Here is an 18,549-nt window from a genome sequence, read left to right as displayed (position 1 = left end):
CTTACGCAGCTTTGGCGCGGGGTTTCGCGTCGTGGCGAAAAGGGGTGGCCGCCGAACACGTTCGGCGACCACCCCTGTGCGGTCGGGAGCCGGGATTCCCTCCACGGCCGTCGGGATTTCCCCGCCGGCCCTCGGGGGGATTCCCCCGCCGGCGCTACTGCGGAGCCAGCTTCTCCGCGAGGCCGGGGTTCTTCTCCAGCCAGCCGCGGACGGCCTCCTGCTCCTTGCCCTTGCCGGTCTTCTGGATGGCGGCTTCGAGATCCGTGAGCTGCTTCTCGGTCAGCTCGAAGTTCTTCAGCCAGGCGCCGACCTCGGGGTTGTCGGCGGTGAAACCCTTACGGGCGAGGGTGTGGACGCCGTCGCCCTTGCCCCAGGTGCCCTTGGGGTCCTTGAGCTTCTTCAGGTCGTACGTCGAGTAGGCCCAGTGCGGCGACCAGAGCGTGACGACGACCGGCTCCTTCTTGTCGTACGCGCGCTTCAGCTCGGCGAGCATGCCGGGCGTCGAGCCGTCGACGACCTTGTACTCACCCTTGAGGCCGTACTCGTTCAGGACCTTGTCCTTGAGGATGCCCATCATTCCGGCGCTCGGCTCGATGCCGATGATCCGGCCCTTGAACTCACCGCTCCTGCCCTTGAGGTCGTCGAGCGAGTCGATGCCCTTCATGTAGGACGGCACGGACAGCTCCAGGGACGTGGGGCCGTACCAGGAGCCGAGGTCCTCCAGCTTGTTCTGGTACTTCTCCCAGTACTGGGCGTGCGTGACCGGGAGCCAGGAGTCGGTCTCGAAGTCGATCTGACCGCCCGCCATGCCGGTGTACAGCGCGCCGGCCTCCAGCTGCTTGGCGTCGACCTCGTAGCCGCGCCGTTCGAGCAGTTCCTTCCAGAGGAAGGTGGAGGCGATGCCCTCGTCCCAGGGGATGTAGCCCATGGTGATCTTCTTGCCGTGGCCGATGTCCTCGCCGCCGGCCGTGGTGGACGCCGCACCGCCGCCGAGGAAGCCCATGCCACCGGCGACGAGCGCGAGGACGACCACGCCCACGAGCGCGGTGACCGGCTGCGGGCGGTGGCTCCAGATCTTCGCGCCGGCGCGCGCGGCGCTCGCCGCCCGCGCCTTGGCGAGCGCCCGGCGGCCGAGCGGCGATACCTGACGGCCCAGCGCACCGGTCATCCGGTCGAGGTACATGGCGAGGATGACGATGGAGATGCCGGCCTCGAAGCCGAGGCCGATGTCGACGTTGCCGATGGCGCGGTAGACCGCGCCGCCGAGCCCGCCGCCGCCGACCATGCCGGCGATGACGACCATGGACAGGCCCAGCATGATGACCTGGTTGATACCGGCCATGATCGTGGGCAGGGCGAGCGGCAGCTGCACGCGCAGCAGCGTGTTGCGCGGGGTCGTACCGAACGCCTCGGCGGCCTCGACGAGTTCGCCGTCGACCTGGCGGATGCCGAGCTCGGTCATCCGGACGCCCGGCGGCAGGGCGAAGACGATGGTGGCGATGATGCCGGGGACCACGCCGACGCCGAAGAAGATGATGCCGGGAATCAGGTAGACCATGGCGGGCATGGTCTGCATGAAGTCCAGGACCGGGCGCAGCACGGCGCTGACGGTCTTGGAACGGGCCGCCCAGATGCCGAGCGGTACGGCGATCACCAGGGTGACGAGGGTGGCGACGAGTACCAGCGAGAGGGTCGACATGGCGTCTTCCCAGAGCTCGATGGAGTCGACGAGCGCGAAGCCCGCGAAGGCCAGCACACCGGCGGTCAGCCCGCGCAGCCACCAGGCGACGACGGCGAGGATGCCGGCGAAGAGCAGGGGCTCGGGCGCCGAGAGGACCGCGTCGATCCCGTCGTAGAGACCGGTGACGACGGTGGTGATGGCGTCGAAGAGCCAGGAGAGCTGGGCCTGGAGCCAGTCGACGGAGCTGTCGACCCACTGGCCGAGAGGAAGCCTAGGCATGCGCGGCCACCTCCTTCTCGCCGGTGGTGCAGGCAACGGGCGGGCGCTGCTCGTCCCCGATGAAGCCGATCAGCCGGGACTGCGGTACGACTCCGAGGACGGTGCCGTCGGTGTCCTTGACGGCCACCGCGTGCGGGACGCGGGCGCTGACGGCGCACAGGTCGGCGACGAGGGTGTCGGGGCCGACGGTCTCGCAGTCGCAGCCGTCGGGTCGCGGGTGGTCCGGCTCGGTCATCACGGCGGCGGCCGTGAGGACGCGCGAGCGGTCGACGTCCTGGATGAAGGAGGCGACGTAGTCGTTGGAGGGACGGATCAGGATGTCCTCGGCGCTGCCGAGCTGGACGATCCGGCCGTCGCGCATCACCGCGATGCGGTCGCCGAGGCGCATGGCCTCGTTGAGGTCGTGGGTGATGAAGACGATGGTCTTCTTCAGCCGCTTCTGCAGTTCGAGGAGCTGGTCCTGCATGTCGCGGCGGATCAGCGGGTCGAGCGCGCTGAACGACTCGTCCATGAGGAGCAGGTCGGCGTCGGTCGCGAGCGCGCGGGCGAGGCCCACGCGCTGCTGCATGCCGCCCGACAGCTCGTCGGGCCAGGACTTCTCCCAGCCGGCGAGGCCGCACAGCTCCAGGGCCTCCGCGGCCCGGGTCTCGCGCTCGGCGCGCGGGACGCCCTGGACCTCCAGGCCGTACGCGGCGTTCTCGAGGACGCTGCGGTGCGGGAAGAGGGCGAAGTGCTGGAAGACCATGCTGATCTTCGTGGACCGCACGGTGCGCAGATCGCGGGGGCTGAGCGCGGTGAGGTCCCTGCCGTCGAACAGCACGCGGCCCGCGGTGGGCTCGAGCAGGCCGTTGAGCATGCGCAGGAGGGTGGACTTGCCGGATCCGGACAGACCCATCACCACGAAGATCTGCCCGGGCTCGACGGTGAAGGACGCGTCGATGACCGCGGCGGTCGTGCCGTCCGCGCGCAGCTCGTCGCGGTCCGCGCCGTTCACGAGTTTCTTCACGGCCTCGTCGGGTCGTCTGCCGAACACCTTGTACAGGTGATCGGCCTGGAGCCTGGACACATATACCTCACGCGTTGAAACGAGAACGGCCCTCCCCTCAGGACCGCGTCCTGAGGGACCACCCCGCATCCGGGCCGTGGAGCGGGGCGGTTTCGGCCCGCGCCTCCCGTGATGTACGGCGATTCGTTGTTGAATCCCGTACCGGGTCCGCTCCGGGCCCGCGCCTGCCCGGGGCTTCCGGCGGCAAACGCAAAGGTGACGGGGGTCACTGGGACGGCTTTCCGGGGAACGGGCTCCGGGGAGGGGCTTCCGGGGAAGGGGGGTTCCGAGGAAGGGGAGGGGCTTGCGGGGACGCGGAGGGCTTTCCAGGAGCTGCTTGTCGCGTGGGGCCGCTGTCAGTGGGGTGCGGCATGATCGGGGTGTGACGCGACGCCTGATGCTCCTCGACACCGCCTCTCTGTACTTCCGCGCGTACTTCGGTGTGCCGGACTCGGTCCGGGCCCCGGACGGCACGCCCGTCAACGCCGTGCGCGGCCTCCTCGACTTCATCACCCGGCTCGTCCAGGACCACCACCCCGACGACCTCGTCGCCTGCATGGACGCGGACTGGCGACCGCAGTGGCGGGTGGACCTGATCCCCTCGTACAAGGCGCACCGGGTGGCCGTGGTGACGGAGACGGGGCCGGACGAGGAGGAGATCCCGGACACGCTCTCTCCGCAGGTGCCGGTGATCGAGGCCGTGCTCGACGCTCTCGGGATCGCCCGGGTGGGGGTCGCGGGCTACGAGGCGGACGACGTCATCGGGACGCTGGCCGGGCAGGCCAAGGGGCCGGTGGACATCGTCACGGGCGACCGGGACCTCTTCCAGCTGGTGGACGACGAGCGCGGCGTGCGCGTGCTGTACCCGCGCAAGGGCGTCGGAGACTGCGACCTGGTCGACGGCGACATGATCCGTACGAAGTACGGGGTGCGGGCGGGCCAGTACGCCGACTTCGCGGCCCTGCGCGGCGACGCCAGCGACGGACTGCCCGGGGTGAAGGGCATCGGCGAGAAGACGGCCGCGCAGCTGATCACGGAGTACGGCGATCTGGCGGGCGTGCGTACGGCAGCCGTGGACCGTACGTCGAAGCTGACCCCGGCCAAGCGGCGCGGGATCGTGGAGGCGGCGGCGTACCTGGACGTGGCCCCGACGGTCGTCCGGGTGGCGGGGGACGTCCCGCTGCCGGAGTTCGACCCGGCCCTGCCGGCCGGGCCGCGCGACCCGGAGGCGCTGGCGGAGCTGGTGACGCGGTGGGGGCTCGGCGGGGCCGTGGGGCGGCTGCTTCCCGTACTGGCGCGCTGAGCGGTTGTGGGCCCACGGCGACCCGGGATGCTAGCTTAGGTAAACCTAAGTTCGCAGAGTCAGGGGAGACCGTCGTGGCAGAGCAGCCCGCGCGCAAGGCACCGCAGGCCCACGAGGCGAAGGTGGTGCGCACGGAGCGGATCACGCCGCACATGGTGCGGGTCGTGCTGGGCGGGGAGGGCCTGGACGACTTCACCGTGGGCGAGTACACCGACCACTACGTGAAGCTGCTCTTCGCGCCGGAGGGCGTGAGCTACCCGGAGCCGTTCGACATGGAGCGGATCCGCGCGGAGCTCCCGCGCGAGCAGTGGCCCACGACGCGCACGTACACGGTACGGAGCTGGGACCCGCTCCACCGCGAGTTGACCGTCGACTTCGTGGTCCACGGCGACGAGGGCCTGGCGGGGCCGTGGGCCGCGCGCGCCGTTGCGGGCGAGACGATCCGCTTCCTCGGGCCTGGCGGCGGTTACGCGCCGGACACCGAGGCGGACTGGCACCTGCTGGTGGGCGACGAGAGCGCGCTGCCGGCGATCGCGGTGGCTCTGGAGCGGCTGCCGGAGGGCTCGGCGGTCCGCGCGTTCCTGGAGGTCACGGACGCGTCGGAGGAGCAGAAGTTCGCGACGGCGGCGGGGGTCGAGGTGACCTGGCTGCACCGGGGCGACCGCCCGACGGGCGAGGCCCTCCTGGAGGCGGTCCGCGCGCTGGAGTTCCCGGCGGGCGACGTCCACGCCTTCGTCCACGGCGAGGCCGGCTTCGTGAAGGAACTCCGCCGCCACCTTCGCCTGGACCGCCAGGTGCCGCGCGAGCGCCTGTCGATCTCGGGCTACTGGCGCGTGGGCAAGACGGACGAGGCCTGGCGCGCGATCAAGCGCGACTGGAACGACCAGGTGGAACGCGAGCAGGAGAACTAGCACCCGGGCCCGGAGCCTCCCGCCCCGGGCCCCTGCGGCCGACCGCCCAACAGGGCAGCCCGTTCAGCACATGACCCGACCCCGGGGCGCCCGCACCCGCGAGGGCCGGGCACCCCGGGGCCGAGGCCCCGAAGTGCCCGCGCCGCGCTGGAAAGCGCACGCCGTGCGGTCACCCGCCCGTGCCGAACACCCTCCCCGACGCATCCACATGCGCCAGCCTCCGCAGCGCGGCGAACATCGCGTCCCCCAGCACCGTCCCCACCACCACGCTCTCCACGAGCTCCTCCCGCTCCACGTTGCCCGCGACGTACTCCAGGTCCGCCCCGGCCACCTGCTCCGCCGCCCCGGCGTACGTGTCGAGCACCTGGGCGAACCCCCCGTGGCCGACCTCCTTCAGCGCCGCCAGGGCGACCGCGAGCGCCTCCGCCGCGGGGCTCTCCGCGGACGTGGTCCAGCCGCGCCGGGCGATCAGTTCGGCGACCGTCTTCCGGGCCGCGACGACGCCCTCCCCCGGCTCCTCCGTGTAGCGCGGCACCACCCGGTCCGCCGCCGCACCCAGCATCTTGTGCACGGGACGCTCGCGGTCCTCGATCGCCGCGAGCACCTCGCGGATCCCGGCGATCGACAGTCCGCCGACATCCAGGAGCGCGCGAATCAGGCGAAGCCGCCGCTCGTGCGTCTCGTCGTACGAAGCCTGGTTCGGGCTCGACAGCTCCCCGGCCGGCAACAGCCCTTCCCGTAGGTAGTACTTGATCGTCGGTACCGACACCCCGGTACGGCGACTCAATTCTCCGATGCGCACCCGCGTTCACCTTTCCGTCTCGCTCCGGACTTGCCGAGCGACCTCCCCATCCTAGATAGTGGCGCTATCAGATAGCGGCAAGTCACGCTATCCATGCTCTACGGGGGTACCCACATGACCTCATCCTTTCCGCGGGTCCACGAGTTCCACCGGCCCCTGGTCTGGTTCTCCGCGTCCATGGCGTTACTCGCCCTGGTCTCGTTCGGCGGCCTGCTCTTCGACGACCGGGTCCTGGTCGGCGCGCCGATCTGGGCGAAGCCGTTCAAGTTCGCGGTGTCGTTCGTCGCGTACTGCATGACGCTCGCCTGGATGCTCACCCTGCTCCCCCGCGGCCGGCGGGTCGGCTGGTGGGCCGGAACGGTGGTGACCGTGACCAGCGGCATCGAGATGGTGCTGATCACGATGCAGGTGGTCCGCGGCCGGCGGAGCCACTTCAACCACGAGACGGCCTTCGACTCCGCCGTCTTCCGGGTGATGGGCCTCACCATCGCCGTCCTGTGGCTGGCCGCGCTGATCATCGCGGTCCTGCTGCTGCGCGCCCGGATCCTGGACCGCGCCACCGCCTGGTCCGTACGCCTCGCGTCCCTGATCGCCCTCGCCGGGACCGCGATCGGGTTCGTGATGACGCGGCCCACGCCCGAACAGCGCGCGGTCGGGGACGACGCGGGGATCGTCGGCGCGCACAGCGTCGGCGTCCCCGACGGCGGCCCCACGATGCCCGTGACCGGCTGGTCCACGACCGGCGGCGATCTGCGCATCGCCCACTTCTTCGGCATGCACGCCCTCCAGGTGATCCCGCTCGTGGTGCTCCTGCTCGTCACGCTCGCCCCGAGGTTCATCCGGCTGCGCGACGAACGGGTACGTCTGCGGCTGACGCTCGTGGCCTCGGGGACGTACGCGGCGCTCTTCGCCCTCGTCACCTGGCAGGCGTTCCGCGGTCAGGCGCTGCTGGACCCCGACGGCGCCACCCTCACCGCGGCCGCCGCGATCGCCCTCCTCGGCGCGGGGTCGGCCTGGGCGGCCCTGCGCACCCCGAACCGCACCGAAACCACCCCCGTAGCGAAGGAGTTCGCCTCATGACCGAGTTCCTCTTCGAGCTCAGCTTCTACCTCGCCGCACCCGTCTGGCTGCTCATGATCTTCGCGCCACGGTGGCGCGTGACCGAGCGGATGGCGGCCTCGCCGCTGACGGTCCTGCCGATCCTGGCGGTCTATGTCGCCCTGGCACTCCCGGTCTTCCCCGAGCTGTGGGCGGCGGTGAGCAGCCCTGACCTCGACGCCTTCCGGGAGCTCACGGCCACGGCGGACGGAGCCGGGGCGATCTGGGCCCAGGTCATCGCCTGGGATCTGCTGGTCGGTCAGTGGATGTATCAGGAGGCCCGCAGGCGGGGCATCTCGCCTCTGGTGATGGGTCCGTTGCTGGTGCTGACGATCCTGCTGTCCCCCTTCGGACTGCTCGTGTTCCTCGGACTGCGAGCGGCGAAGAAGAAGCCCGCTCCCCCTGTGGCGGCCCCGCACGCCGCCTGAGGGCGGGATCGACCGCGCTGGGCCAGGTGTCAGGATGCTCGGCCTCCGGCGACCGGGTGCTGCTCGGACTCCTCTCCACGGGCCAGTTGCGAACCGGAGGCCGTAGTCGGCCGGCGGACTGACAGGTCATGTACGGGACGGCCCTTAGGCTGGCCGGATGCGAACCGTCGACCGGGCCGTCGGGGCCGTGCTCGGCTCCGCCGTCGGGGACGCGCTCGGCGCTCCCTTCGAGTTCGGGCTGCCGGGGGTGTACCGGGAGCGGTTTCCCTCGGGCCGGGGTGAGATGTGCGGGGGTGGCGGCTGGGATCCGGGCGAGGCCACCGACGACACGCAGATGGCCGTCCTGGTCGGGGAGTCGCTGCTCGAACGGGATGGCCTCGATCTGCCGGATGTCTTCCGGCGGTTCGTGGCCTGGGCAGCGGCCGATCCCAAGGACATCGGGCTCCAGACCGATGACGTCCTCAGGAGCGGCGAGCCCTGGGACCTGGCGGCCGCCCTCCATTTCCAGGTCAACGGGCGTGCGGCCGGCAACGGTTCGCTGGTGCGGGCCTCGACCTCGGCCGTCCACTTCGCCGCCGCGGGACGCGAGGCCACCATGGCCGCCGCCCGCCGTATCGCCGCGCTCACCCATGGCGATGCGGCCGCCTGGGAGGGCACGGCCGTCCTCCACGAGCTCGTCCGCGTCGCGCTCCTCGGCGAGGACCCGCTCTCCGCCCTCCCCGCCGCCCTCGAAGCCGTCGCCCCGGCGCATCGGGAGCGCTGGGCCATCGTGCTCGCGCCCGACTGGCACCCGGACGACGCGACCGAGTTCAACGGTGCGGTCTGGCCGTGCCTGGGCTCGGCCGTCTGGGCCTTGCGCACGACGGGCACCTTCGAGGAGGCGCTCTCGGCGGCGATCGACCTCGGCGGCGACACGGACACCGTCGCGGCGGTCACCGGCATCCTGGCGGGCGCGGTCCACGGCCCTGCCTCCATCCCGTCCCGCTGGACGGACCCCCTCCATGTCCCCCTCCCCGGCTTCGGCGACCGAGTCCTCCACGCCGATGATCTCCGAGCCCTGGCCACGGCCCTCGCCACCGCCCCGCCCAGGCCCTCGGTCCCGGCCACCGCTCCCGCCCCGACCCCCGACGAAGGCAGCGGGCCGCCCACGGTCTGAGCCGGGACCGGGGCGGCGCCTCACGTACCGGGCAGCAGCCGGGTCTCGCCGTCCGGCAGCTTGCTCCACCAGTGGTCGTAGCGGCGGTAGACCCGCGGCTCGCGGTCGGCGAGGAACGCCGTCAACGAGCGCGCCTCCTCGGCGAGCTGCTCCCAGGCCTCGTCGGCAAGACCGTGGAACGCGGTCGCCTCGATCCCTCCCTCCGCCGGACGCCACACGCCGGCGACATGGCCGTCGACCAGCAGGGTCGGCAGCACGTCTCCGTTCCTGCGGATGACCGCCGTCCGGTAGTCGGGCGGGATGACGCGGCTGCGGTCGGCGTAGGCCAGCAGCGTGCTGTCCCACATGGCCATCAGCCGGGGCGGAGCGGGCGTGTCCTCGTCCGGGTACGGCGCGCCCGGCACGTCGAACAGCCCTTCGCCGTCCGGCCCCTCCACCCGTACCAGCTCGTCGCCCAGCGCCGTCAGCACCCTTCTGACCCTGGCCCGCTGGACCATCGCGAACTGCGCCACGTCCGCCGCGGACGCGGGCCCGAACCCTGCGAGAAAGCGCAGGGCCAGCGTCCCCAGCGCGGCGTCGGACACCTCCGGCGTCGGCGGCACCGGCGGGTCCGGGGGTGCCACGTACGAAGGCCGATCCCCGAACGACCAGGGGGGCGCGGTGGGCGCGTGCAGCAGCGGTGTGTAGTGCCGCAGCCCCCACCAGGCTCCCGACTTCGGCGCGGTCCCGGCGCGTTGTTCCAGCCACGCCTCGTACTCCGCGTTCGTCCGGGGCCGGTCGGCGAACGCCAGCAGCTCCGGGACGAGCGTGTCGGCGTCCGCCGGGGTCAGACCCGACACCGTGAACCGGTCACCCAGCCGCCCGGCCCGCAGCACCGGGTGCAGAGCCGCGCGGAACGCCCGGTAGTCGTCGGCGTGGACGGCGTGCAGGGTGATCCGCATGAGGGTCGCCTTGACGACCGTCCCGTGGGCGAAGGCGTCGTCGAGTTCGGACGGGTCGAACCCGGCGATCCTGTTCCACAGGGCGAGGTACGGCGAGGCCGGCTGCTGGGCCTGCAGCGCGACCACCCTCCGTACCGCGTCCGCGGCGCCGACACTCTCGCGACCGAGCAGCAACTGCCGGGCGAGAGTGGACCTGTTGAGCCCCCGAGCGCTGATCTTCATACGGAAATCATCCCGCACCTCATGTGCGGCGGGTCCGGACCGTGGCGAGGACCTCCCGGTCGGGCTGGAGGGTCAGGCTCGGCACGGGGCGTATCTCACCGGGGCCGAGGTCGAGCCGGAACCGCCGGGCGAGAACCGCGAGGATCAGGACGGCCTCGACCATCGCGAACCGCGTCCCGAGGCACACCCGGGGCCCGCCACCGAACGGGAACCAGGCGTACTCCGGTATGTCGTCTCCGGCCTCGCCCTCCACGGTGCCCCAGCGCTCCGGGCGGAACTCCTCCGGGCCTCCGAACCAGCGCCCGTCCCGGTGCGTGGCCCACTGGCTGCTCCACACCCGCGTCCCGGGGGCCACCGGCATCCCGCCGAGCGTCGCGCCTTCCCGGGCGACCCCGGTCAGGAGCCAGATGGTCGGGTAGAGCCGGAGCGTCTCCTTCACGACGGCCTGGGTGTACGTCAGCCGGGCGTAGTCGTCGAAGCCGGGCTCGTGGTCGCCGAGGACCCGGTCCAGCTCCTCGCCGAGGGCGTCCCGCACGCGGGGGTTGCGGGAGAGGAGGTGCCAGGCCCAGACGAGGGTGGAGCTGGTGGTCTCGTGTCCGCCGATGTAGAGGGTGACGGTCTCGTCGCGGATCTCCCGGTCGGAGAGGTGGGCGCCGGTCTCGTCCTGGGCGGCGAGGAGCCGGCTGAGCAGGTCGGGCCGCTCGGTCTCGCCGTCGCGGTGACGGGCGACGACCCGGGCGACCTCGGCGTCGATGACCGCGGTGGCGCGCTTGATGCGTGCCCGTCCCGGTGTGGGCACCCAGTCGGGCAACAGGGCTCCGATACCGCTGAATTCGGCACCGATCTCCTTCTGCGCGACATCCATGGCACGGCCGATGGCTTCCGCGTCGGCGGCGGTGTCGACGCCGAAGATGGTGCGGACGGCGATCAGTTGGGTGAGGGCGGTCATCTCCTTCTTGATGTCGATGTGCAGTCCGTCGCTCCACCGGTCGGCCAGGGCGATGGCGCACTCGGCCATCGTGGCGGCGTAGGAACGCACCTGCTTGGGCCGGACGGAGGGCTGGACGAGGGAGCGCTTGCGGCGCCAGTCGGCGCCCTTGGCGACGACGACTCCGTTGCCGAGCAGCGTACGGAAGGCGATGCCCAGGTCGGGCTGGTCGAAGGTGCTCTCGACCTGGGTGAGGAGTTCACCGATGGTGTCGGGGTGCGCGACGAAGAGTGCCGGGCCGCGTCCGAAGCGCCAGCTGACGACGTCACCGCGCTCGCGCAGCCGCTCGAAGAAGGCGAGCGGGTCCTTGCCGAACTCCGGAAGGTTTCCGAGCAGTGGTACGCCCCGTGGCCCCGGCACGATCGTGTGTCCGTCGGCCGTCTCCTCGACGGCGGCCGAACCGGCTTGCGTGGTCACGTGCGTCCCCTCCCAGCGGTGTTCCCCGGTGTGTACGTCCATGGAATCGGAGAGGCCTGACACTCCGCCACCCCTGTGGACAACGCCCCTGTGGACAACCCCGCCCCTCCCGGACGAATACCGCGCCACCGAGGAAGAAGCCTTCGACACGAAGGAGGAAACGTCTGCGACACCGAGGAAGAAATCCGCGTACGCCAAAGGCCCGCGGCATCAACCACGGGCCCCTGCAGACGAGTTCAGAAGCGCATCAGCTCACCGAGCTGTACGCCACGACTCCCCTCAGCAGCGACTCCACCGCCTTGCGCGCGTTCTTGGCGACGGTGCTGTTCTCCTTCGGCGCCGCGGCGGCGATCTGCCCCAGGACGTCGATGACCTGCTTGCACCAGCGCACGAAGTCACCGGCGGGCATCTCCGCCTCCCGCAGGACCTCGTCGAGCCCCTTGTCGGAGGCCCACTGGTAGGCGGCCCAGGCGAACCCGAGGTCGGGCTCGCGCTGTCCGACCCCCTCCGCCTGATTGATCTTGAACTCTTCCTCCAGGGCGTCGAGCCGCCCCCAGATCCGCACCATCTCGCCGAGTGCGGCCTTGGCCTTGCCCGCGGGGACCTTCGGCGCCACGGCGTCGTCGGACTGACGCGCCTCGTACACCAACGCCGACACGCACGCCGCCAGTTCGGGCGGGGTCAGGCCCTCCCACACTCCGTCGCGCAGGCACTCGCTGGCCAGCAGGTCGAGCTCGCCGTAGAGCCGGGCGAGCCGCTTGCCGTTGGCGGTGACCTCGTCGCCGCGCAGATAGTCGAGCTCGGTGAGGAGCGCGACGATCCGGTCGAAGGTGCGGGCGATGGTGTTCGTCCGGCCTTCGATGCGCCGTTCCAGCTGCCGGGTGTCACGCTGCAGCCGGTGGTAGCGCTCGGCCCAACGGGCGTGGTCCTCGCGCTCGTCGCAGCCGTGGCAGGGGTGCGCGCGCAGCTCCGTACGGAGCCGGTTGATCTCGCGGTCGTCGGCGGCGGCCGCACGCTGTCTGTGGTGCCGCTCGGGGTTGAGGTGCCCGGCCTTGGTGCGCAGGGCCGAGGCGAGGTCCCGCCGGGACTGCGGGGAGCGCGGGTTGAAGGACTTGGGGATCCGCATCCGCTCCATGGCCTCGACCGGGACCGGGAAGTCGATCGAGGCGAGCCGCTTGACCTGCCGTTCGGCCGTGAGCACGAGCGGGCGGGGCCCGTCGTGGGACTCGAAGCCGCGGTGCCCGTTGGTCCGCCCGGCGGGGATCCCCGGGTCGAGGACGAGGGCGAGTCCGGCGAACTTGCCCGTGGGCACGTGGATGACGTCGCCCGGCTTCAGCTTCTCCAAGGAGGCGGCGGCCGCCGCGCGGCGCTGTGCGACGCCCTGCTTGGCCAGTTCGGTCTCACGGTCCTTGAGGTCGCGGCGCAGCCGCGCGTACTCCTCGAAGTCTCCGAGGTGGCAGGTCATGCCCTCCCGGTAGCCCTCCAGGCCCTCTTCGTTCTTCTGGACCTGCCGGGAGATGCCGACGACGGACCGGTCCGCCTGGAACTGCGCGAACGAGGTCTCCAGGAGCTCGCGCGAGCGGTGGGCGCCGAACTGGTCGACGAGGTTGACGGCCATGTTGTACGACGGCTTGAAGCTGGAACGCAGCGGGTACGTGCGCGTGCCCGCGAGTCCGGCGAGGTGACCGGGGTCCAGACCGCGCTGCCAGAGGACGACGGCGTGGCCCTCGACGTCGATGCCGCGCCGTCCGGCACGTCCGGTGAGCTGGGTGTACTCGCCGGGCGTGATGTCGGCGTGCTGTTCGCCGTTCCACTTGACGAGCTTCTCCAGGACCACGGACCGGGCGGGCATGTTGATGCCCAGCGCGAGGGTCTCGGTCGCGAAGACCGCCTTGACGAGGCCGCGGACGAAGAGCTCCTCCACGACCTCCTTGAAGGTGGGCAGCATGCCGGCGTGGTGGGCGGCGATGCCGCGCTCCAGGCCCTCCAGCCATTCGTAGTACCCGAGGACGTGGAGGTCCTCGGACGGGATGGCGGCCGTGCGCTCCTCGACGATCTCGCGGACGCGCTGCCGCGCCTCGTCGTTGTTGAGCCGCAGTCCCGCGTACAGGCACTGCTGGACGGCGGCCTCGCAGCCGGCCCGGCTGAAGATGAAGGTGATGGCGGGCAGAAGCCCTTCGGCGTCGAGGCGGTCGATGACCTCGGGCCGTCCGGGTGTCCAGATACGGGAGCGCTGACGGCGCTCCCGCTCCCGGTCGGCCTCGCGGACCATCTTGCCGCGGCGCCGCTCACGCGGGTTGTACGTACGGGAGTTCTCGGTGCGGGCCAGCCGCAGCAGGTCGGGGTTGACCTCACGGCGGGCCGCGCCACGGCCGCCGTGGTCGGTCTCCTCCTCGAACAGGTCGTACATCCGGCGGCCGGCGAGGACGTGCTGCCAGAGCGGCACGGGGCGGCTCTCGGAGACGACGACCTCGGTGTCGCCCCGGACGGTGTCGAGCCAGTCGCCGAACTCCTCGGCGTTGGAGACGGTCGCGGAGAGTGAGACGAGCGTCACCGATTCGGGAAGATGGATGATCACTTCCTCCCAGACGGCACCGCGGAAACGGTCCGAGAGGTAGTGCACCTCGTCCATGACCACATAGCCGAGGCCGCTGAGCGCCTGGGACCCGGCGTACAGCATGTTGCGGAGGACCTCGGTGGTCATGACGATGATCGGGGCGTCCCCGTTGACGCTGTTGTCGCCGGTGAGGAGGCCGACCTTGCCCGGTCCGTACCGCTTCACGAGGTCGGCGTACTTCTGGTTCGACAGCGCCTTGATCGGTGTCGTGTAGAAGCACTTGCGCCCTTGGAGCAGGGCGAGGTGGACGGCGAACTCGCCGACGATGGTCTTGCCGGAGCCCGTGGGCGCGGCGACGAGCACGCCTTTGCCCGCTTCGAGGGCCTGGCAGGCCTCGATCTGGAAGGGGTCCAGACCGAACTCGTACATCTCGCGGAAGGGGGCCAGCGCCGTGGCCTGCTCGGCATTGCGGGCCCGGGCGGCTGCGTACGCTTCGGCTGGTGTGAGGTCCTCTGTCATCTTGCTGTCGAGCCTACCCGCCACCTCTGACAGTGACGCGATCTTTAATGACGGACCGAGGACCCGGCCGGCGGCGCCAGGACGCGCAGTGCTCCGGGCACGCATGCGGCGGTCAGCGGGAGCGGTCCGAGCGGCTCGCCGTCGGCGTAGCCGGTGATACCCGGCGCGTCCAGGGTGAGGGAGCGGACGCGGTGGACGGTGACGGCGGGGTGGTCGAGGTGGGTGCCGCGGTAGACCCGTGGGAAGACCTTGATCAGTGTCGTACGGCTGCAGTCGCCGACGACGGTGACGTCGAAGAGGCCGTCGTCCATGCGCGCCCCGGCGCAGATCCGCATGCCGCCGCCGTACGAGGTGCCGTTGCCGACGGCCACGAGCGTGGCCGCGACCTGCCGCTCGGTGCCGTCGTCGAAGGTGAGGCGGTACGGGACGGGCCGGAAGGCGGCGAGTTCGGCGATCATCGCGAGGTCGTACCGGAAGCGGCCGACGGGCAGCCGCATACGGTTGCCGCGGTCGTTGACCCGGGAGTCGAAGCCGGAGGCGAGGACGGTGCCGAACCAGCGGTCGCCGACCCTGCCGAGATCGATGGCGCGCCCGCCGCCGCCCTTGAGCAGGTCCGCGGCGAGCCGGCCCGCGGCGGACGGGTCGCGCAGCGGCAGGCCGAGGGCGCGGGCGAAGTCGTTTCCGGTGCCGACCGCCACCACGCCGAGCGGGGTGCGGGTGCCGGCCACGGCCTGCAGGGCGAGGGAGATCATGCCGTCCCCGCCGACGGCGACGAGCGCACCGGTCCCGCCCGCGACGGCCTCACGGGCGCGCCGCAGGGCGTCGTCGGCGTCGGCGCCGACGAGGGTACGGACGGTGAATCCGGCGTCCCTGAACGCCTGGGCGGCCGGCTGCGCGGCGTGCGCTCCCCGGCCGCGTCCCGCGGTGGGGTTGACGAAGAGGGTGATCTCGCGGGTCATGGGCGTCCCCCCGGACGGAGCTGGGGGGAGGACCCTACAAGATCAGGTGATGTCGTCGTAACCGCCGGGGCGGAGCGCCCTTCGGCCGTCGGCCTCACCGGACGACTGCTCGGGCAGGGCGCGGGCGGCGCTGACCGGTTCCACGGCGCCGACGGCCTCGGGGGTGAGGTCGAGGCTGGAGGCCTCGTCGTCGTCGAGCTCGGCGTCCGGGTTGTTCCTGGCGCGGCGCCGGTCGTTCAGGATCGCGATGCCGACGGCGATGAAGTACAGCACGATGATCGGCCCGGAGAGGGCGATCATGCCGAAGGGGTCGGTGGACGGCGTGGCGACCGCACCGAAGACGAAGATGCCCATGATCACGCCGCGCCACCAGCCGGCCATGCGCCTACCGGTGACGACACCGGCGAAGTTGAGCATGATCAGCAGCAGGGGCAGCTCGAAGGCGAGCCCGAAGACGAGCACCATGCGCGTGGTGAAGTCCAGGATGTCGTCGAGCGAGACGAAGTTGGAGGCGACTTCGGGAGTGATGCTGATCAGGACCTTCACACTGATCGGCATGATCAGGTACGCGACGTAGGCGCCGGCGGCGAAGAGCGGCACGGCGACGGCCGCGAAGTAGTACGTGTACCGCTTCTCACTCTTGTGCAGGCCGGGCGCGACGAACGCCCACAGCTGGTACAGCCAGACCGGGGAGGCGGCGAGCACACCCGCGAGCATGATCACCTTGACGGTCGAGGTGAAGGGTGACAGCACGGTCTGGTACGCGATGACGACGCAGCGCCCGCCGGTGTTGTCGGCGATCGAGGTGCCGGGCGAACACTTCGGGACGGGTGAGGAGAGGAAGTCCATCAGCTGCTGGCTGAAGAACGCAGCCACGACCGAGGTCACGATCACCGCGAGCATCGCCTTGGTCAGGCGGTTGCGGAGTTCGCGCAGGTGCTCCACGAGCGGCATCCGCCCCTCGGGGTCCTTCTCCTTCTTTGTGCGGGCAGGCTTGAGCAACCCACGTCCTCATCTCGTGCGGCAGGCCGTCGTGAAGCGGCCTTGGGGGTCGAGCGGGGTCAGCGCTGGGTGGTGTCCGACGGCTCGGTGACGGGCCGGGCGGAGGTGACGTCGCCGGGGGCGGCCTTGATCGTGCGCTGCGCAGCCGGGGGCTGCTCGGCCGGCGGGTCGGCGGGGGCGGGCTGCTGGCCCTCCGACTTCATCGCCTTGGCCTCGCTCTTCAGGATGCGCGCCGACTTGCCGAGGGAACGGGCCATCTCGGGCAGCTTCTTGGCTCCGAAGAGCAGCACGATGACAAGGAGGATCAGGCTGATCTCGAGAGGACCGATCTGACGGAACATAAGCGTGGTCTACCTTCTCATCGAGGCGGCGTGGTGCTGGTCTGCCGGCCGCCGCCCGGACTGTTGTCCGAACCCGACCGTCAGCGATCGTAACGCGCACGAGTAAACGCAGGGCAATCCCCGTGCGTACACCCGTTTGCGACCCGTACCTCTTGATCTGGGCCGCGCTCAGCAGCGTACCCCGCGTCGCCGCAGCCGAGGAGACCACCACCCGCGCCCGGGAAGCGCTGCCGCGGAGCCACGAATCCCGTGCTAGCGCAGGGCTCCACCGGTCTGGCTCAGGTCCGTGGCGGCGCGTTCGAGGTCTTCGGCGGCGCGGTTGATGCGCTCGGTGGTACGGGCCACCTGGCGGCCGAGCCGCTGGGCCTCGAGGAAGACCTTGATGGCGAGGATGCCGAGGACGGCGATGCCGAGGAAGCCGAGAGCGATGGCGAGCATGGGCCAGAACATGTGCCGAGCCTAGACGCTGCCCGGAGGCCGGTGTGCCCGGCGTGCTCCGGACGACCGGCGCGGATGCCGATGCGTCCGGCGAGACCCCGGCCGGCCCTCGGACAGGGCGTCAGACGGTGGAGGAGTGCAGGCGCAGGGTGCGGACGCCGCCGCCGGTGAGGAGTTCGACGATCCGCTCGCCCGCGGGCTTGCGGACGGAACTGCCGCACTCGGGGCAGGTGAAGGAGTAGAAGGTCGTACGGCGGCTGGCGCCGATGGCGAGGCGCAGGGCGCCCGCGGAGAGTTCGAAGCGGGCACGGCAGTCCGGGCAGGCGGCCTTGAAGAAGACCGGTGCGATCGAAGCCGTCATTCCGTGCATCACGGACATTTCTCTCGTCCCTCTCGTTCCCGCGCTCTCGGCTGCCCACGTACCCCCGCCACTTTCGGCCATCCGTCACCCTCCCCCAGGCAACTGCGTCCAGTCGGCGGGGAATGTCACATTCCCCGCGTCCTACGCGTGGCCCTCGTAGGCGGCGAGCGCCGCGGAGGCCGCTTCCCTCGCGCTGTCGGCGAGGTCCTGCGGGGAGACGATCCGCCCGTCGCTGCCGAGCCGCAGCGCGAGGCGCCGCAGCGATGCGGGGGCCGGCGTACGCAGCGTGATGCGCAGCCCGCCGTCGGGCAGCTCGTCGGCCCGGTCGTGCGGGTAGTACTCCGCCACCCAGCGGCCACCGGGGCCCACCTCGACGACGACCTCGGGGTCCTCGGCGGAGGGCTGGACGAGCCCTTCCGACAGATCCCGGAGCTCGATCTCCGGCGGCGCGGCATGCTCGTCCAGGATCCGGATCTCGGCGACCCGGTCGAGCCGGAAGGTGCGGCGCGCCTCGGAGAGCCGGCACCACGCCTCCATGTAGGTGTGGCCGACGGCGAAGAGCCGGATCGGGTCCACCTCGCGCTCGGTCAGCTCGTCGCGGGCCGGCGAGTAGTACCGCACCCACAGCCGCCGGCGCTCCGAGATCGCCCTGTCCACGTCGGCGAAGACGCCTCCCTCGGACTCGAAGGTGACCGAGAGCCGGGCGCTCGCCCCGGCCGCCTCACCGGCGGCGGTCTCCAGCTTGGCGGTGGCTCGCAGCAGGGCCTCGCGGTCGCTCTCGCGCAGTCCGGGCAGCGTCGCCACGGCGCGCGCTGCGACCAGCAGGGCCGTCGCCTCGTCGGCGGCGAGGCGCAGCGGCTCGGCCACATCGTCCGGGTTGTGCCACCAGATCCGGTCGCCGTCGGTGTCGATGTCGAGCAGGTCGCCGCCACGGAAGCTCGTGCCGCACATCGGCAGCACGTCGAGGTCCGAGATCAGTTCGTCCTCGGTGATCCCGAAGGCACGGGCCACGTCGGCGACATGCGCGCCGGGGCGTTCCCGTAGGTAGGTGACGAGGGAGAGCATCCGCCTCGTCTGGTCGATCGCGTTCGCAGCCATGAT

17 protein-coding genes are annotated in these 18,549 nt (G+C 71.4%); 5 read left to right on the top strand and 12 right to left on the bottom strand.

Going from position 1 to position 18,549, the window contains the following annotated elements:
• Nucleotides 1–154 precede the first annotated feature (154 nt).
• Nucleotides 155–1,960 (bottom strand): ABC transporter permease/substrate binding protein, encoded by a 1,806-nt coding sequence (locus tag ACFY8U_RS28850; RefSeq protein WP_389575251.1) that lies wholly within the window; start codon nucleotides 1,958–1,960, stop codon nucleotides 155–157.
• Nucleotides 1,953–3,026 carry a glycine betaine/L-proline ABC transporter ATP-binding protein gene (locus tag ACFY8U_RS28845; RefSeq protein ID WP_389575250.1) on the bottom strand — a complete coding sequence of 358 codons (1,074 nt, stop codon included), beginning with the start codon at nucleotides 3,024–3,026 and terminating at the stop codon, nucleotides 1,953–1,955. The genes ACFY8U_RS28850 and ACFY8U_RS28845 overlap by 8 nt, the downstream gene beginning before the upstream one ends.
• Nucleotides 3,027–3,402: 376 nt before the next feature.
• On the opposite strand from ACFY8U_RS28845, the gene ACFY8U_RS28840 reads away from it, so the two are divergent.
• Nucleotides 3,403–4,308 (top strand): 5'-3' exonuclease H3TH domain-containing protein, encoded by a 906-nt coding sequence (locus ACFY8U_RS28840; protein ID WP_389575416.1) that lies wholly within the window; start codon nucleotides 3,403–3,405, stop codon nucleotides 4,306–4,308.
• A gap of 74 nt (nucleotides 4,309–4,382) precedes the next feature.
• Complete coding sequence (locus tag ACFY8U_RS28835) at nucleotides 4,383–5,219, top strand: siderophore-interacting protein (protein ID WP_389575249.1); 837 nt, start codon at nucleotides 4,383–4,385, stop codon at nucleotides 5,217–5,219.
• Between the two features lie 169 nt (nucleotides 5,220–5,388).
• Here the strand turns inward: ACFY8U_RS28835 and ACFY8U_RS28830 are convergent, their stop codons facing one another.
• Nucleotides 5,389–6,021: a MerR family transcriptional regulator gene (locus ACFY8U_RS28830; protein WP_361760562.1), complete on the bottom strand. Its 633-nt coding sequence runs from the start codon at nucleotides 6,019–6,021 to the stop codon at nucleotides 5,389–5,391.
• Nucleotides 6,022–6,198: 177 nt separating this feature from the next.
• Between ACFY8U_RS28830 and ACFY8U_RS28825 the strand changes: the two genes are divergently transcribed.
• The 3 genes from ACFY8U_RS28825 (at nucleotide 6,199) to ACFY8U_RS28815 (ending at nucleotide 8,703) form a co-directional block, all read left to right on the top strand.
• Complete coding sequence (locus ACFY8U_RS28825) at nucleotides 6,199–7,101, top strand: hypothetical protein (protein WP_389575415.1); 903 nt, start codon at nucleotides 6,199–6,201, stop codon at nucleotides 7,099–7,101.
• On the top strand, nucleotides 7,098–7,547 hold the full coding sequence (locus ACFY8U_RS28820) for an ABA4-like family protein (RefSeq protein ID WP_389575248.1): 450 nt from the start codon (nucleotides 7,098–7,100) through the stop codon (nucleotides 7,545–7,547). Before ACFY8U_RS28825 ends, ACFY8U_RS28820 begins: the two co-directional genes overlap by 4 nt.
• Nucleotides 7,548–7,704: 157 nt before the next feature.
• A complete protein-coding gene (locus ACFY8U_RS28815) occupies nucleotides 7,705–8,703 on the top strand; it encodes an ADP-ribosylglycohydrolase family protein (protein WP_389575247.1) in 999 nt (332 codons plus the stop codon).
• A 20-nt stretch (nucleotides 8,704–8,723) separates the two neighbouring features.
• Here the strand turns inward: ACFY8U_RS28815 and ACFY8U_RS28810 are convergent, their stop codons facing one another.
• The 9 genes from ACFY8U_RS28810 to ACFY8U_RS28770 form a co-directional block, all read right to left on the bottom strand.
• Nucleotides 8,724–9,866, bottom strand: coding sequence for a winged helix DNA-binding domain-containing protein (locus tag ACFY8U_RS28810; RefSeq protein ID WP_389575246.1), 1,143 nt, complete (start codon nucleotides 9,864–9,866; stop codon nucleotides 8,724–8,726).
• A gap of 19 nt (nucleotides 9,867–9,885) precedes the next feature.
• Entirely contained in the window at nucleotides 9,886–11,271 is a 1,386-nt protein-coding gene (locus ACFY8U_RS28805; protein WP_389575245.1) for a cytochrome P450, read from the bottom strand.
• 247 nt (nucleotides 11,272–11,518) lie between these two features.
• Nucleotides 11,519–14,347: a DEAD/DEAH box helicase gene (locus ACFY8U_RS28800; protein WP_389575244.1), complete on the bottom strand. Its 2,829-nt coding sequence runs from the start codon at nucleotides 14,345–14,347 to the stop codon at nucleotides 11,519–11,521.
• A gap of 44 nt (nucleotides 14,348–14,391) precedes the next feature.
• On the bottom strand, nucleotides 14,392–15,306 hold the full coding sequence (locus ACFY8U_RS28795; RefSeq protein WP_389575243.1) for a diacylglycerol kinase: 915 nt from the start codon (nucleotides 15,304–15,306) through the stop codon (nucleotides 14,392–14,394).
• A 42-nt stretch (nucleotides 15,307–15,348) separates the two neighbouring features.
• Nucleotides 15,349–16,260 (bottom strand): twin-arginine translocase subunit TatC, encoded by a 912-nt coding sequence (gene tatC, locus ACFY8U_RS28790; RefSeq protein ID WP_389575414.1) that lies wholly within the window; start codon nucleotides 16,258–16,260, stop codon nucleotides 15,349–15,351.
• A gap of 107 nt (nucleotides 16,261–16,367) precedes the next feature.
• Complete coding sequence (gene tatA, locus ACFY8U_RS28785; protein ID WP_352186430.1) at nucleotides 16,368–16,649, bottom strand: Sec-independent protein translocase subunit TatA; 282 nt, start codon at nucleotides 16,647–16,649, stop codon at nucleotides 16,368–16,370.
• A 252-nt stretch (nucleotides 16,650–16,901) separates the two neighbouring features.
• On the bottom strand, nucleotides 16,902–17,099 hold the full coding sequence (locus ACFY8U_RS28780) for a hypothetical protein (RefSeq protein WP_361438992.1): 198 nt from the start codon (nucleotides 17,097–17,099) through the stop codon (nucleotides 16,902–16,904).
• Nucleotides 17,100–17,208: 109 nt separating this feature from the next.
• The gene (locus ACFY8U_RS28775) at nucleotides 17,209–17,466 is read right to left on the bottom strand and encodes a hypothetical protein (protein WP_361438994.1); all 258 of its coding nucleotides are present in this window, start codon (nucleotides 17,464–17,466) and stop codon (nucleotides 17,209–17,211) included.
• A 123-nt stretch (nucleotides 17,467–17,589) separates the two neighbouring features.
• Nucleotides 17,590–18,546 (bottom strand): WYL domain-containing protein, encoded by a 957-nt coding sequence (locus ACFY8U_RS28770; RefSeq protein WP_361438996.1) that lies wholly within the window; start codon nucleotides 18,544–18,546, stop codon nucleotides 17,590–17,592.
• Nucleotides 18,547–18,549: the final 3 nt, after the last annotated feature.

This window comes from Streptomyces sp. NPDC012508 (assembly GCF_042902595.1).
Lineage (GTDB): Bacteria > Actinomycetota > Actinomycetes > Streptomycetales > Streptomycetaceae > Streptomyces.
Note: the sequence above shows the minus strand (reverse complement) of the source record. Positions and strands in the feature narration are given on the sequence as shown.